The 15,604-nt window shown below is 48.3% G+C and carries 15 protein-coding genes; 5 read left to right on the forward strand and 10 right to left on the reverse strand.

Annotated features, from left to right (window positions below; genetic code table 11):
* The first annotated feature begins 93 nt into the window (after nt 1-93).
* On the forward strand, nt 94-1,737 hold the full coding sequence (locus AC566Q_RS14995; protein ID WP_499607592.1) for a fatty acid--CoA ligase: 1,644 nt from the start codon (nt 94-96) through the stop codon (nt 1,735-1,737).
* Nucleotides 1,738-1,820: 83 nt separating this feature from the next.
* Here AC566Q_RS14995 and AC566Q_RS15000 read toward each other — a convergent pair whose 3' ends face one another.
* The 8 genes from AC566Q_RS15000 to AC566Q_RS15035 form a co-directional block, all read right to left on the reverse strand.
* Nucleotides 1,821-2,693, reverse strand: a complete 873-nt coding sequence (locus AC566Q_RS15000) for a WYL domain-containing protein (protein WP_123323266.1) — start codon at nt 2,691-2,693, stop codon at nt 1,821-1,823.
* An 83-nt stretch (nt 2,694-2,776) separates the two neighbouring features.
* On the reverse strand, nt 2,777-3,205 hold the full coding sequence (locus AC566Q_RS15005) for a hypothetical protein (protein ID WP_499607595.1): 429 nt from the start codon (nt 3,203-3,205) through the stop codon (nt 2,777-2,779).
* Between the two features lie 89 nt (nt 3,206-3,294).
* Nucleotides 3,295-4,740 (reverse strand): amidohydrolase family protein, encoded by a 1,446-nt coding sequence (locus AC566Q_RS15010; protein ID WP_499607598.1) that lies wholly within the window; start codon nt 4,738-4,740, stop codon nt 3,295-3,297.
* 125 nt (nt 4,741-4,865) lie between these two features.
* Nucleotides 4,866-5,912 (reverse strand): helix-turn-helix domain-containing protein, encoded by a 1,047-nt coding sequence (locus AC566Q_RS15015; protein ID WP_499607601.1) that lies wholly within the window; start codon nt 5,910-5,912, stop codon nt 4,866-4,868.
* A gap of 464 nt (nt 5,913-6,376) precedes the next feature.
* Nucleotides 6,377-6,637 carry a hypothetical protein gene (locus AC566Q_RS15020; protein ID WP_499607604.1) on the reverse strand — a complete coding sequence of 87 codons (261 nt, stop codon included), beginning with the start codon at nt 6,635-6,637 and terminating at the stop codon, nt 6,377-6,379.
* 108 nt (nt 6,638-6,745) lie between these two features.
* Entirely contained in the window at nt 6,746-7,111 is a 366-nt protein-coding gene (locus AC566Q_RS15025; protein WP_499607606.1) for a cupin domain-containing protein, read from the reverse strand.
* Between the two features lie 632 nt (nt 7,112-7,743).
* Complete coding sequence (locus AC566Q_RS15030; RefSeq protein ID WP_164464534.1) at nt 7,744-7,893, reverse strand: hypothetical protein; 150 nt, start codon at nt 7,891-7,893, stop codon at nt 7,744-7,746.
* A gap of 455 nt (nt 7,894-8,348) precedes the next feature.
* A complete protein-coding gene (locus tag AC566Q_RS15035) occupies nt 8,349-8,945 on the reverse strand; it encodes a glutathione S-transferase family protein (protein ID WP_499607608.1) in 597 nt (198 codons plus the stop codon).
* Nucleotides 8,946-9,066: 121 nt separating this feature from the next.
* Between AC566Q_RS15035 and AC566Q_RS15040 the strand changes: the two genes are divergently transcribed.
* Nucleotides 9,067-9,984, forward strand: coding sequence for a LysR family transcriptional regulator (locus AC566Q_RS15040; protein ID WP_499607610.1), 918 nt, complete (start codon nt 9,067-9,069; stop codon nt 9,982-9,984).
* Nucleotides 9,981-10,556 carry a uracil-DNA glycosylase family protein gene (locus AC566Q_RS15045; RefSeq protein ID WP_499607613.1) on the forward strand — a complete coding sequence of 192 codons (576 nt, stop codon included), beginning with the start codon at nt 9,981-9,983 and terminating at the stop codon, nt 10,554-10,556. The genes AC566Q_RS15040 and AC566Q_RS15045 overlap by 4 nt, the downstream gene beginning before the upstream one ends.
* On the opposite strand, the gene AC566Q_RS15050 is transcribed toward AC566Q_RS15045, so the two are convergent.
* Nucleotides 10,439-10,984, reverse strand: a complete 546-nt coding sequence (locus AC566Q_RS15050; RefSeq protein ID WP_499607616.1) for a DUF3718 domain-containing protein — start codon at nt 10,982-10,984, stop codon at nt 10,439-10,441. The two genes, AC566Q_RS15045 and AC566Q_RS15050, sit on opposite strands and share 118 nt — an antisense overlap.
* A gap of 499 nt (nt 10,985-11,483) precedes the next feature.
* On the opposite strand from AC566Q_RS15050, the gene AC566Q_RS15055 reads away from it, so the two are divergent.
* Entirely contained in the window at nt 11,484-12,698 is a 1,215-nt protein-coding gene (locus AC566Q_RS15055) for an HD domain-containing phosphohydrolase (RefSeq protein ID WP_499607618.1), read from the forward strand.
* A gap of 60 nt (nt 12,699-12,758) precedes the next feature.
* On the opposite strand, the gene AC566Q_RS15060 is transcribed toward AC566Q_RS15055, so the two are convergent.
* Nucleotides 12,759-14,261 (reverse strand): S41 family peptidase, encoded by a 1,503-nt coding sequence (locus AC566Q_RS15060; RefSeq protein ID WP_499607620.1) that lies wholly within the window; start codon nt 14,259-14,261, stop codon nt 12,759-12,761.
* A 253-nt stretch (nt 14,262-14,514) separates the two neighbouring features.
* Here AC566Q_RS15060 and AC566Q_RS15065 point away from each other — a divergent pair, with 253 nt between their 5' ends.
* Nucleotides 14,515-15,441, forward strand: a complete 927-nt coding sequence (locus AC566Q_RS15065) for an alpha/beta hydrolase (RefSeq protein WP_499607623.1) — start codon at nt 14,515-14,517, stop codon at nt 15,439-15,441.
* The last annotated feature ends 163 nt before the right edge of the window (nt 15,442-15,604 follow it).

The raw sequence follows: 15,604 nt of genomic DNA on the forward strand, positions 1-15,604 counted from the left end.
CAATCATAAATCCTAACACGCCAACCTCTTGCTTGTTAACATTTTTAAAACAACACTATTACAAAACAACCCGTTAAACACCGGAGCCGTGTGATGCCTGTAAAAATTCTTCAAGGGGCAGAAAATGCCCACGCCTACCCTCTTCTGATTAAACAAATCTTTGCCTCAGCCGGCCGCTTTGAACCTGACAACCAGATCATTTACCGCGGCGAGCAATCTTTTAGCTATAGTGAGTTTACCCGGCGGGTGCAGCAACTGGCCAATGCGCTGAAAGCCGCCGGAGTGGAAGCCGGTGATACGGTTGCGGTGATGGACTGGGACAGCCACCGCTACCTTGAATGCTATTTTGCGGTACCCATGCTGGGCGCTATTCTACATCATGTAAATATTCGATTGTCACCCGAACAGGTGGCCTACACCATGAATCACGCCGAAGATAAACTGGTGCTGGTGCATGATGATTTTCTCCCTCTCGCCGATCAGCTGGCAGCGCAGCTTCCCACCGTGCAAGGCTATATTCGGTTAAGTGATGGTGGCACGCCGCCCGCTACAGCCAACATAAGCGCACTTGGCGAGTACGAATCGCTGTTGGCAGAACAGAGCAACGAATGCGATTTCCCTGATTTTGATGAAAACAGTGTCGCTACCACTTTCTACACCACAGGCACTACCGGTAATCCCAAAGGCGTGTATTTCAGCCATCGTCAGTTAGTGCTGCATACCATCAATATGGTGGGCATGCTGGGCAGTTATGAAGGCTTACCATTACTGCGTTCTAATTCGGTTTATATGCCCATCACACCAATGTTTCATGTGCATGCCTGGGGCGTTCCCTACGCAGCAGTAATGCTTAACTGCACGCAAATTTATCCGGGACGGTATGAGCCCAATCTGTTGGTTGACCTGATACAGCAATACAAGGTGGATTTTTCGCACTGTGTGCCGACTATTTTGCAAATGCTGCTGGGCTGCGAAAAAGGCCATGAAACGCGGCTGGATGGCTGGAAGATCCTGATTGGCGGCAGTGCGCTACCGAAAGGGCTGGCCAAAGCAGCCATGGACAAAGGAGCTGATATTTATTCTGCCTACGGCATGTCGGAAACCTGCCCGCTGCTTACTGTTACCCACTTAAATAAAACGCAACGGGCGCTGCCGGCCGAGGAACAGCTTAAATACAGAACTCTTACCGGCGTGGCGTCCAACCTGGTTGATTTGCGCATAGAAGAGCCCTCCGGCAAACCCGCGCAACACAATGGCAGTGATGTGGGTGAAGTTACCGTACAAACGCCCTGGCTTACCCAAGGGTATTACAAGGAGCCGGCAAAACAGGAAGAACTCTGGGCAGGCGGAAGGCTGCATACCGGTGACGTAGCCAGCGTGCACACTGATGGCTTTGTAGAGATTAAAGACCGCATTAAAGACGTTATTAAAACCGGCGGGGAGTGGCTTTCGTCTATCGAACTGGAAGATCTTATCAGTCAGCACCCGGATGTAGCGGCAGTTGCCGTGGTGGGCATGCCGGATGAAAAATGGGGAGAACGCCCCCATGCCATGGTGGTTGCCAGTAATAACGAGCTTAGCGCCAGTGATATTCAGCAGCACTTGCAGCAGTTTGTTGAATCCGGGCATATTTCAAAATGGGCAGTGCCCGAGCACATCACCCTGGTGGATGATATTCCCAAAACGTCTGTGGGCAAAATCAACAAAAAGGTAATTCGGGCCACCCTGGCAGGCTAATTCATCCACGGGTAAACCCGTGGTGTTCTGTCGCTTCGCGACCGGTCACATAAACCGGCGGGAGCCTGGCTCCCGCCAACCATTTATTTTGGTTCAGCATAGCCGGGCGCTATGGCCAGGTTATCCACGTCACGTAAGGTAAACCGGTTTTGCAACCACAGCTGATACTCGGCCCCTTCCAGCGTGCCGCGCTCGGTACAGTCTACATTCCAGCGGCGCAGCAAATAGCCCGCCATGGCGGCCCGCACGTTTATCAGCAACTGGCTGTTTTCCATTCCGTAATCCATTTCAATCGCAGTGGGAAAACTCACGTTTTTTGGATGTGGTACCAGCTGTAATGGGATCATCCGGTGCCACTCGCTGTCATACTCAGCCAGTTCATTGGCGGCGGGTTCTGATTTTAGTGTGACTTTACTGACCCGGGTCAGTACAAAATCACGGAAACTCTGACTTTTGCGGTCAAAAGCGCGCACATGCCAACGCAGGCCATTATCCACAATCGCATGCGGTACCAGTTCCCGGGCAGCAGAGCCACTTGACAAGGACGTGTAAATTACACTCACTGCACGATTATTTAAAATGGCCTGGACCAGTTTGGCGACAATAAAAATATCCGGCACATTGAGGCTCGACGGCGCCTCCACCGGAAAATGAATATCACCAATGGCATCAAAACCATCAGAAATATCATTGGCCAGTTTAGTTAACGTACGTTGCGCATCATGCTCAAATAACGGCTTAAACTGACTGGTTTGAAAATAGCGCTTTTCCCGAGAGTCATATTCCAGGTTGTCCGGCGCCATTTCCTTATACAAATTAAAATCACGGGAGCCTGCCGACAACCCCACCTCGAAGCGGTTGATCAAGTCTTGTCGGTAGATCGCCCCTTTAAACAACAAACAAAAATCAATGTAGGCCAAACGCTGACGCTGGGCGAAACTTATACTTGCTAACATCCTTTCGTCTCGTGTAAGACTGCTCAATGCACCAATATGGTTTATTTTGATTCGGTTGTAAAGCAGGCAGAGATTTTTCTGAGTCAGGGCAGATCGGCCTGGAGCAGCTTGCGGTTGTTGCCATCGTATTTACGGTATAAGCGATAATTGTACGCAGAGCGTTCAGGATGCCCCGCACAGACTACCTGATAGCGGGCCACAAAGGTCCCATCGGCCAGGCGATGGATAAAATCAAAATATTCCAGGCGCTGACCCGGCTCAGAGTAGTCATCAACGCTGTAGTCCTTGAGCAGAAACAGCTCATCCGGCCCGACATCAAAGTATTGTCGGTAAGCATCTGCGCTTGGATCTGGCCGTTCTCGGGCATATTCTGCGGCCGCGTCAAGTTTAAGGGAAATGCCGTCCTTTGCCGATGGCACGCTATCTGGCCTGGCTGGCGAAGACGGAGTGTAATAAGGTGCTCTGGCTTCCCGTAATCCTGCCAGAAAGCGCTTCAGCCAACACATATCCATTTCTCCCTACTTTCAACTACATCAGGCCTGTCTTTAACCTGCATCTACTACTGATATAAAATAGTCCAGTACGGGTTAAAGTAAATGTGTTAGTTGCTTAAAAGATGAATCAGGTGCCGGGCCACACTCACCAACAATGAACTGTGACTATGGCCTTCTTCCTCAAGCATTGCCAGATCAGACGGGATAAACAGCCTGCCTTCATGAAAAACCATTTGTGGCTGCAACATTGTTTCGGGGTTGGTAAGCGGGTTGTGGTTGAAAACTACCAAATCGGCGCGATAGCCCCCAGCCACTCTGCCTAGTTCGTTATTGCGGTTTAACACCTCTGCTGCATTGATGGTGGCACTGCGCAATACCTCTTTTACAGGGATCCCGGCTTCAATCATCAGCAACGCCTCACGAATAGTGGCCGGCCCCGGCACGTCCACCAGCGCTCCCGCATCGGAGCCAAGCGCCAGGGTGACGCCCTGTTCATAAAGGCTTAAGGTTAACTCATTGAGGTAGTTATCCACCTCTCGGTTATACTCGCCCAGCTCCGCTGAAGCCCCTAACCAGCGCTGAAAAGAAGTCTGCTCATAAACCAAGCGCGCAAAAGGGTTTATCGCGCTCAGATCCTGCTGCGCCAGATAAGCCTGTTTTTGGGTGCTAAGCAAGGTGAGCTCCTGATTTACGGCCAAAGTTGGGATAAGCGGTACCTCATGTTCTCGCAAAAAATCAGCGGCAAGCGCTACTTTTTGGGGATTCCGTTGCTGTTGCAAAAAGCCGTCGAATACTTCTTCCACATGTTCGAAGCTTGCCAGGCTGGCATGAGCGGCCAGATTCTGATGCATCAAATCGTAGGAAGGATGGCCAGCCACCGACACACCAAGCTGCATGGCTTCATCCAGTACCGCTTCATACACCTCGGCATGGAGCCCTTCGTACACTTTGATGAAATCATAGCCCTGATTAATATAGTCACGCACGGCCTGACGAGCCGCTTGGGGGCTATTAACCGTATAGTGGGATAAAGGATCGCCCTGCTCCACACTATTAAAGATGGGTGACGAGAGCACCAGACGACTACCAAACCAGTCGCCCTGCTCAAGCTCGTTACGCCATTTTAAATGATAACGATAGCCGCCCATATTACGCAGTGTGGTCACCCCGGCGGCGAGCGCCATTTTGGCATAACTGCGGTCAAGCACGTGCACGTGTAAATCTATAAGGCCTGCCATTACAAAGCGGCCATTGCCGTTCACTACCGGTAAATCCTCAGGCAGTGGTAATGCTGATGACTGCACGGTTTCTATCCGGCCATCCCGGATAATCACCGCCTGATCGCTCAACACCGGTTCTTCTTCCAGCGTTAGCACATTCACATTAGTCAGAATATGACTTTGCGGACGGAACAGTGTTAAGGAAGTACTGCCGTGTTCGTAATGAACATAAACTGCCAGTGCGGTAACCGACAGCAAAAGAATGCTGCAGATAAACAAAACCGACATGCCAATCGCTTTGATGGGAATAAAATTAACGCTTGAGGTTCTCATTGAATGCTCCGATGTAATTGGTATGGAGCTACTTTGCGCCAGTGCTGGCCTGCGGGCGACCAGAATCAGGATTCTGCACCTGTAAAACGCTATTTTGGCCCCTGGAAAATTCTGTACTGCAGCCCTTAATCCCGCGCCCGTAGCGGCGTAAGATACTGGCCAGGTGTTTTGCCGGTGTGTTTCTTAAATACCGCGTTAAAAGAAGATTTAGAACTAAAACCCGCGTCCATGGCGAGTTCGAGCAAGGTTTTATCTGGCGTGGATTTGGCTAACTCAGCCACACGGTTGATGCGCAGCTGATTAATATAGTCGGCAAAGCTCATGCCGCCACCGGTATTAATTGACCAGGAAATGTCTTTTACCGATAAGCCGGTATAACCGGCAATATCCTGCAAACAAATGCGCGGCTGGCAATACCATTGTTGTTCGCGGATCTGACTATCCAGCGCCTGAAAAATAGCACCAGCCTGACTGTCTTCGTGAGGCGCGGGTTCGGCAGCGGTTTGCTCAACCTCACTGAGCCCGTTAAACAACGCGGGTTGCCGGATAAGCCCGACAATAGCAACACACAATACCAGTAAAAACGCGACCTGATCGAGCAAATACCAGGTACTGCGAAAAGGCTCGCTAGTAACGCTCTGCAAATTCACCCGCACCATGTCCAGGATAAGCAATACCAGCAGTACCACCAGCGTATTGAACAGCCAGTGCAAGCCCTTATTTTCAGTATCGGCTTCACGTTCGGCCATGGCAGCGTGATAGCGTTTTAACCACCTGAATGCCAGTGCAAAGTAAATCAGTTGGCTAACTGCACCGGCCAGTAATACCCATTGCAGGTGCGGCGTTACAGGTAATGCCATCAGCGTTGGCAAACAGTGAGTGCTGTCGCGATAAGTTAAGGGTTGCTCGGGCACCAGTAACACCCGCACCAAAAGATAAAAAATGGGCCCCAGAGACAGACTAAATGCCGGCGTAATATACCAGCCAATGACCCCAGCATTGAGTTCTTCATATAAATTAAAGGCCATCATCAGGCTCTGCATTAACAGCGCCAGAACGAGACCGGTATAGCGCCGTTCCCCTGCCAGTAAAGCAACACCCAGCATGCCGGTGAACAGGCTTAATATCTGAATGATATTCACCGCTTGCAGGTGAAATTCGGCTAACAGCACGGCTTGTTCCTCTTAAGCTTGCTCAATTGGCATTCCTTTAACGAAGTACACCAGCTTAGCAAAAAAGCGCCAGACAGAGACAGCTCTACATAGGAAAGTAAAAACGTTTCTTGCTGAAGATGTCTTCTTATGATCTGAAGCGGACCTTTCGATAGAGTGGACATCAACGCCCACATAAAGCGCAAAGTATTGTTAAGAAACAAAACTCGTCCAACGATATATTATCTTTTTCAACAGCTTGTTATATACACTGACTCTACAACAAGTAAATGTATGCTCAGAATTGCAATCGCTGCGCATAACCCACTAAAAGCGTCAACATAACTTCCCACACCAAGAGCCCACGAGACGAACAGTAAACCACTCGGGTTTTAGTTTTGACAATTGCATGCAGGTTATATGACGAAACGATGTGATTGGAGCCTGCGTGAAATCCCCCTGTGCCTGGTTGGTATGCCAAGAGGTTAAATAACCCTCTTGGCTGATTTGGCAAACCACATAATGTGTGAACATTTTTTACAGGCAAGAATTGATGCACTTTCATTTGCCCAATCTAAGTTTAAGAACGTTAAACCAGCAGTATTTAACTGAGCTTCGCCAAGTTCGAAATGATGATTGCCGCAATGTACGCATTGGATTTTGGTGCCATTAATTTCGTATTCATCTGCCTTTAATGCTTGCGCGGCCCCTTTGATACCTCTACTTAATTTATTAATAAAACTCATTCTCAGAAAATCCTTTTCGTGTAGCGCCAATCATAAAGGGTGCCAAGACAAGGGCGACCGGTGGAGAACCATTTGCCTGGAACAAACCTAATGGTTTTGATAACCAATTTAGATCCAAACATCATTTTCTGCGGTTTGGCTAGCAGTCTTGTCCCCGGTATTAACAACACCGCGTGGTTCAATAAGCAAGACCTTTGCTTCATGTTCCGCGTATGGCTTGTGTTCTATCCCCTTTGGAACCACGAAAATTTCACCTTCGTCTAGTTCAACATGCCCGTCTCTGAAATCAATTCTGAGACTGCCTTCCAGGACTATAAAGGTTTCATCCGTGTCTTTGTGATCATGCCATACAAACTCGCCCTGAATTTTAACGACCTTGAATTGATAATCATTCATCTCAGCAATAACCTTCGGTGACCATTGCTCGTCGAAAAGGCCCAGCTTATCCTTGAAATTTATTGCCTGATGGCTCATGAGAACTCCTTTCGGTGACAGTTAACTACGCATCGTAATGAATTCATGGTACCTCGCAATCTTCTTATCCATGAACGTCTTACATAATTTATTTGTAACAAAACCTTACACCTGATAATGCTGCTGTTTCCAGTGATTTCTGAGTGTAACTGATAGTTCTCAGTACCTACCCGTTGGAGATTTTCTTGGCTAAACGCCGGCTTAGACAGCATAAGGCTTTATTCAGCACTCGCGGACTCGACAGAGTATGACATTAAGGTGTTACTGGCTTGGATGTGGGAAAACGGCAGCCGTTTATAACTGCTCGCTACACTTCATATTGGGTTCAAGAAAAAACGAGATAAGCGTATATTTAGAGAGGGAATAACTTTCGAGTAGAGCGATAATACTGCTACGAAAACCTGCAACCTGCCCGGTAATTTCACCATTGACATTTCTTGGTAATCACACCAATGCCATCTGGATCGCTCTTCGTATAAATACGCATTATCACTTTGAAAGCTCAACGTTATGTTTACAACGAACGACCAATAGCCAGGCATATAATCGATCAGACGAAGGCACCATGCCTGCTAACATAGCACTGATCAGCACTCTGATTTTTTGCCGGTGAAAACCAGCAATAAAAAACGTTATTCGTAATGACGTTCCATCCACATAATCTGCATTTTGAGATCATTGATTTCTTTTTTTGCATCGGCTAATTCTTCAACAATCGAACGATCCTGGATTGCATTATCATCACGTGAAGTGTTCAGAGCATTGCTATCTTGTTGTGACATAAGTATTTACCACGCTTTGTAATAGATGAAGGGTACGATTAAATGTAACTACGAGTGGAAACATACAATATTTATTACAGAATTTCCAAAAAATGAGCGAATACCTGACATTAATTTGATAAATAGTTATATAAACAGCCTGAACCTAACAAATCATTATTGTGCCAGCCGGCAGTTCCCAATATCGACAAAAAGACCTCAAGATACTGTTTTAATATACTTTTTATAAGTATAAAAAACCTCCCACAGTTTCGGGAGGTTTTTGTGAAAGTTAGCGTTATTATTATTTTGTTCAATTAAGCATGTAACGACAACTGTAACCATTCACAACATCTCCATAATAACCATGCCTCAGAGTGCATAATCAGCTTTTGAGAACGAATGATCACCGCTAACTCTGGTTACAGGAGTTGAGTTCGCAGCTTGCAGCATGACTCTCCCATCATCTATCCAGACTAAACCTGCCCTGGCATACCAATAAAGCCAGGTAGCTGTTTGATGCGATCGATCCAGGCCAGGATATGCGGGTAATCATCCAGAGAAATACCGCCTTCTGGTGCAATCGCTACGTATGGCATCACGGCACAGTCGGCAATAGTTGGATGCCCCAGCGCCAGCCAGTCATGCTCGGCCAGGTGGTCGTTCAGTAAGGTCAGGATACCGGCTGAAATGTCCAGCGCGGTTGGCTTATCAAATTCAAAACCGAACTTATCCACCAGCCGGGCCACATTGGGGCCATGTTGAATCTCGTTGGCTGCGGTAGACAGCCATTGCTGTACTTCGGCCATTTGCTGTGGGTCGGACGGTAACCAGCTCTCAAGATCATACAAGCGAGCGAGATACACCAGCATTGCCTGGGAGTCGCGTAACACCACTTCTCCATGTTCTAACACTGGTAACTGGCCAAACGGGTTTAATGCCAGCATGACTGAACTTTTGTGTTCACCGGCCATAAAGTCCACCGGCACAATTTCCAGCTGAATATTCGCCAGGGCGGCAAACAGACGCACTTTATAACAGTTTCCGGACAGCTCAAGATCGTACAATTTCATGCTTTCTCTCCATGTTAAAAGAAGGTTAAATCACTCAAAGCCACCTTAACTTGTCTGTTTTTCGCAAAAAATATGCGATATTTAATTTCTGTAAACCGTTTTTCGCACTAATAAGGCCATTATGGACAAATTAAAAGCCATGAAAGTCTTTGTTGAGATTGCCGATATGGGCAGCTTAACGGCGGCTGCCAACAGCCTGGAAACCTCACTTACTTCAGTAGTGCGCACGCTCGCCGCTTTAGAAGACCACCTGAAAGTGCGACTGTTTAATCGCAACACCCGGCAAATTGCCATTACCGATGAGGGGCGAGAATACTATCTGCGCTGCCGGACTATACTAGCCGAGGTGAATGACGCCGAAAGTATGCTGATTGATCGCCAGGCTGAGCCTCTGGGCAAAGTGACAGTAACCGCGCCGGTGACTTTTGGTAAACGCCATGTCGCACCAAAAATTAACGCCTACCTCAACCAGTACCAAAAAATGCAGGTTAACCTGGTGTTACTCGACCGCCCGGTGGATATGCTCAGCGAAGGAATTGATATCGCCTTGCGCATTGGTCGCATCGGCAATCATGATTTAGTGGCACGGCAGTTAGGCTCAATGCGTCATGTGCTGTGCGCCAGCCCTGACTTTATGACCGGCCAGACAGCGCCTGAACAGCCGCAGGATATTGCCGGCCAGCCTTGTATTCATCTAAGTGTGCTGGACAACCCCGAAGACTGGCATTTTCAACATGGCATTAAACTGATGTCGGTGGCCATGCAAAGCCGCTTAATTGCTAATCAGGTAGATGCTGCGCTCGATGCCTGCATTGCCGGCGTGGGCTACTGCCGCTTTTTACATTATCAGGTAAGTGACGCCGTTAAGCGTGGTGATTTGCAGATTTTATTGCCCGACTACGAACCTCACCCGTTGCCAGTTCACTTATTGTATGCACCGGTGAAACTGCAAACCAAACGTCTTCGCTCTATGACTGACTGGCTCACCCAGTCGCTGCAGCAGGATCTCACTGTTATCTCTCAGGGAGACAAACCATGACCCGCCCGGCCGACTCACTGCTGGCAGAAATTCGAAGCTGTACTTTGTGCGCCGATAACCTGCCCTATCCACCAAGGCCAATTGTGCAAATTGAAACGCAGGCACGCATCTTAATTATTGGCCAGGCTCCTGGAATAAAAGCGCACGACAGCAGCCAACCCTGGAATGACGCCAGTGGCGACAAGTTGCGCGGTTGGCTGGGGGTTAATCGCCAGCAGTTTTATTCGCCGGCCTTTTCCCATCTGCCTATAGCGTTTTGTTTTCCCGGCTATAAAAATGGCGCTGATGCGCCGCCCCCTAAAACTTGTGCGGTTACCTGGCACGCCAAAGTGCAGGCGCAGTTAAAACCCGCGCTCACGCTATACATCGGCCGCTATGCCCAGCAATATTACCTGCCCGAATATAAAACCCTTACTGAAGCAGTGAGGCTCACCACACAGTCATCAGGCAATGCTTACTCGCTGCCACACCCATCGGGGCGTAATAACCGCTGGCAGGCACGAAATCCCTGGTTTGAGGCCCATTCGCTTGAGGTTTTGCGCCACAGCGTTGCAGGGGTACTCAGGGGGTGAAGTTTATGGGCACTGAAGCGTATATCGGATTTAATGTCGCCCACTGACTGAGGCATGAAATACGCAAAAACCGGGCAGACAACCCGGCTCCTGCTACAAGACTTTTTGGCTACTTTTCCACTTTTGCCAGTAACTCTTGCTGCATTTGATGCTTTTCGAGAGGCCAGATAATTGGCAGTTACCTCATTATTGCTTTGCTGAGCAAACGCAACCACTGACATACCATTACAGCGCAAATCACTAATAATCGTATCGTAACTTAATCGATTGTGACGCATCACTTTTAGCAATTCGAGCTTACTGCCGCTTTGGATCGCTTTGCAAACCGTTACCAGTTTGTTTTGTGTAACGGTATCTAATGGGGCTGCGCTAATAGAGGCGGTACCAAACGCAGTCATAAGAGCAGTTGTCAGAATAAGAGCTTTCATCGTTTCACCTTTGAATGTTTATTTAAACGTATTGCTGACGTTTACTGCCTGAGTCAGCGTTCACCGACAATCGGTAAGCTAAAGACTATGACGGGTCCGGCTTTTAAAACTGTGGGAAACGTGATTTATTTCTTATCAATAGATTATTCCCAGCAAACCCCTTTAAAAACAAATAGGTAAATCTAGTTTTATTTTTAGTATTGACCGCTTGCGTTAAGTATTCCTAAGCTTTTTTAATCTATTGCTGCAATGCCTCGCTCCGGATATTGCCGTTAACGCATCAGGCGGACCATTGTTTTGGCGCCTTTGGGGGTGTGAATATAGCAGCATCGCCTTTGCTGGAAATGACTCCTATCAAAAAAGTCACGCAAAGTTGGTTGTTATACTAAAGTTTAGCTAAAATGCGCGGGTAACGGATAAATCCGACAAAGGAGTGTATTTTTCAGGCAGCCCAACGCATCGCATTAAAAAGCAGATAGCGTTAACTTTAGAAATATTCATGAATAAAAACCGCTATCGCAAACTTGTCTTAATTTACCTGCTGACAGGCGTTTTATGGATCATTGGCAGCGACTGGGTACTGGCTCAGTTCTTCGGTGATTTTGAAACCACCTATCTAATTTCCATGCTCAAAGGCCTTGGCTTTGTGGGCCTGATGTCTTCCCTGCTTTACTTGCTACTGATGCGCTTAAACAGCGCCGAGCGCAAAGCCCGGGTCAACGAGTCGCCAGAGCAGCTGTTTTTAAGCCGTATTCCCAACTACTTTTCAGCCATTCCCATTATCACTTATGCCATGGAGGTAAGGGAGCACCAGGCGCAGCCGCTATGGATAAGCGAAAACCTCAGTGACGTGCTCGGTTACTCCCAGGAAGAAGCCAATTCACCGCACTGGTGGCAAAACAGCATTCATCCGGACGATCGCCTGCGCGCTATTGAAGAAAGTAAAGCCATTATTAATCGTGGCGGTGGCGATCATTATTATCGGGTAAAGCATGCACGAGGGCATTACGTTCACTTTCAAGATGAGCTGCGGTTAATACCCAATACTAACCCGCCACGCTTTATCGGCATTTGGCGCGACGTGAGTACGGAAGAAAACGCCCTGGAACAGGTGCAGGAGTATTCCAGCAAACTTGAAAAAATGGTGCTTGGCACGGTCACGGCTATTTCACATATGGTGGAATTGCGCGACCCCTACACCGCTGGCCATGAAGCCCGGGTGGGCGATTTAGCTGCCAAAATAGCTCATGAAATGGGTCTCGATATGGATACTCAGTATGGCCTGCGTATAGCCGGGCTGGTGCATGATATTGGAAAAATCAGCGTGCCTTCGGAATACCTTACCAAGCCTACCCGGCTCACCGACTCAGAATTTGAAATCATTAAAACCCATGCCAGTAACGGCTACAGTATTCTTAAGAATATTGATTTTCCCTGGCCCATTGCCGAGGTGGCTTATCAGCACCATGAACGCGTAAACGGCAGTGGCTATCCAAGAGGGTTGAGCGGAGATGACATATTGCTTGAGGCAAAAATCATTGCAGTAGCCGATGTGATTGAGTCAATGGCCACCAATCGCCCCTACCGCCATGCCCAGGGAATAGAAAAAGCGCTGAATGAAATTCGCCGAAACAAAGGCATTTTATACGATACCAATGTGTGCAACGCCGCGCTTAAACTGTTTGACCAGCAAGGTTATCAGCTCACCGGTTAAACGAAATTTTACAGCATGGAAAGCAGGGCCTGCGCAAGCGACCCTGTCTTCCTTGTTCGTTTATTGAAGTACTTCCAGCGCCGCATCGATTGCCGAATCCTTGCCCTGGGTGCGATCAGACAGGGAGAAAAATGGCACATTAACATCTACCGGCACGCCTACCCCTTCAAACCATTCATCATCCGGCGATAAATACACTTCGTTGGATAATCCCAGCTCATGCTCACCGGGCAAAATCCACTGCATAATGTCAGAGAAAATGCCGTGGGTTGCCTCACCAATCAGCGTAACGTGAGGCAACTGCTGCATCGATAACGTGAAGGTCTCGGCAGCAGAAGCCGTATCGTTACTCACCAGCAAGGCCACAGGTTTGCCGGTATAATTTACATACTGGCTCGGCGCAATATAAGATTCTTGAATTGCCGTTACGTCCGCACCATCGCGGGCATATTTTTTATAGGCCAGAAATTCACTTTCGGTAAAGCGACTGGCAATGGCCAGGCTGATATAGTCGTTGCCGCCACCGTTATATCGTACATCAATAATTAAGCCGTCAGTAGCTGCTAAATCGGTGAGTGCCTCATCCAGTGCGTCATTAAGGTTATTCAGGTTAGACGTGGTTTGGGCCAGATCGTCGCTGTCTTCATCCGCAGTAGAGTAATTATGCATGGCATCAATGCGCAGATAGCCAATATTGTCAATGGCAAACCAGGCAATCTGTTCAGATGCATCCTGCCCTATATCGGATGTCGCGTAGCTCAAAATAATATTAATTTCCTGCCCCAGGGCATTATCAATATAGCTTTCAATATTGGCCACAATGGCGTTATTCAGTTCACTGTCCTGCAGCGGATAGCTCAAGCCATTGGCCAGGGCATATTCTTCAATGAGATTGGTGGTGTGCACAGGTTTGGTATGGGCCTGAATAATAGTGCCATCTGCGGCTACCCAGGAATTATGCGAGTCTGCCAGTGGCAACAACGTTTGATAAACCGCCTCATACAAGGTGGCATCCTGTTCGGTGATTTGGCTTTCCTGAGCGTAGGTTAAGCCCGGCCAGTCAACGTTCATGCGTTCAAAGTCCACGTAGTACTCAGCCATTATCTGACTGTATAGCGCAAACAGCTCCTGATGGCTCAGATCTGAGTCAACGGTGAGTGGATCACTGGCACAAGACGCCGGTAACTGACTCACTTTGTCCAGTTGCCGGGTTGGCGCGTGAAACTCCCGGGTGCCGCTCCCGGCAAACCATTCCAGCGCATCTTCACTGTTATTAAGCGCCACACTGCGGGTGAGCTCAGCCGTAGAAAGCTCATCAAAGCTATCCTGCAAAATACAATAATCAGACGTGTAACGGTAATATTGCGCGCTGTTGTCATCCACTAACAGCACGTCGCCATAAGCGGATGACGCCCAGATCCCCTGATAGGCTTGGTCAATGGCGGGGCCCGATTGTCCGCCGCCCGGTAACTGATTGATTTGATCTTTACTGCTGCCACCTCCACAGGCAGAAAGCAATGAAGTCGCTATAACGGTAGCAATAACGCTTTTAATAATGCGCATAACACAGATTCCTTTTAGAGATTATTCAATAGACAGATGGCGTGTTGAGGATTTTCAATCAATTGAATATCAAGTGCGCCAACGAGTAATTAACTGGAGTGTGTCAGCCTCAAGGTGAAAGAAGGGTCAAACATTTGCTACTTATCCATAACCCAGACCAATACCATCCCTAAAAATAACTATTTGATAATCAACCGTGCTTTTTAGACTATCCATGACAACGATCTAGCCGATAAATCGATAAGGAAACCCTATGAAGCTTTGGTTAATGAGCCTGTTTACCCTGGCAACAATCACGTCACTAACCTGCCTGGCCGCCGGTCCCACTATCACAATGAAAAATGCCGAACCTCAGGCTTTTTTGGGAAAGCCGATGTACTTATACCCGGACGATATGGAGCGCCAGCAACGCGATGCGGAACAGTGGGGACATCTGGCGCTAAGCCTGCCTAATGGCTACAGCACCAGCGAGTATTTTATTCGTAACGTTACTAACCCGGCGCTGTATACCTTTTTACCGCCATCTGATATTGCTACCGGCACCGCGGTAATTATTGCACCCGGCGGAGCATTTATGTCTCTGGCGGTACAAAACGAAGGGCTAAACATCGCTCAGGCACTAAACAAACAGGGTATTGCGGCATTTGTGTTGACCTATACGCTGAATCAAACGTCCACTAGCATCGACGCTTATCAAGAAGAGGTCGGTAAGGTATTTGCAGCCAAAAGGAATGGGCAGGATCCGGATATTTTTGTTCATCAGGCTCCTCGGGATGCGTTAAAAGCACTAACACTGCTCAAAAAAAATGCCGCAAGATGGAATATTGAACCGGACAAAATTGGATTCCTTGGTTTTTCTGCCGGCGCCATGACCAGCTTGTCGGCGTCTACTGCAAGCACTGACATCCGCCCAGCCTTCCTGGGGTATATCTACGGCCCGATGAAAGCCATTGAAGTGCCGCACGATGCACCGCCCATGTTTGCCGCTATAGCTCTGGATGATGGCTTATTTGGTAAACAGGGTTTTGGTATTGTAAACAGCTGGCAGGCGCAGAATATCCCGGTAGAGTTGCACGCTTATGAAAAGGGCGACCACGGCTTTGGTGTTGGACGCCCCGGCACAACCTCAACCGGTATTATTCCTCAATTTACTGCCTGGCTGGCCAGTCATAACCTCTAACCTGCTACAGCAAAAGTCACTGGTTTTTCTGCGAACCTGCCCGGGCACCTCGCACGGTTAACTGAGTTTGAGCACTCTTGTTAGCGCCTTCAGGGTTAAACTGTTGGCGCTTCAACTGGACATGGGGCCAATGTTTCTTTATATTGCGCGCCGAGTACCATCG

The sequence above is a fragment of the Alteromonas sp. H02 genome, from assembly GCF_059682525.1.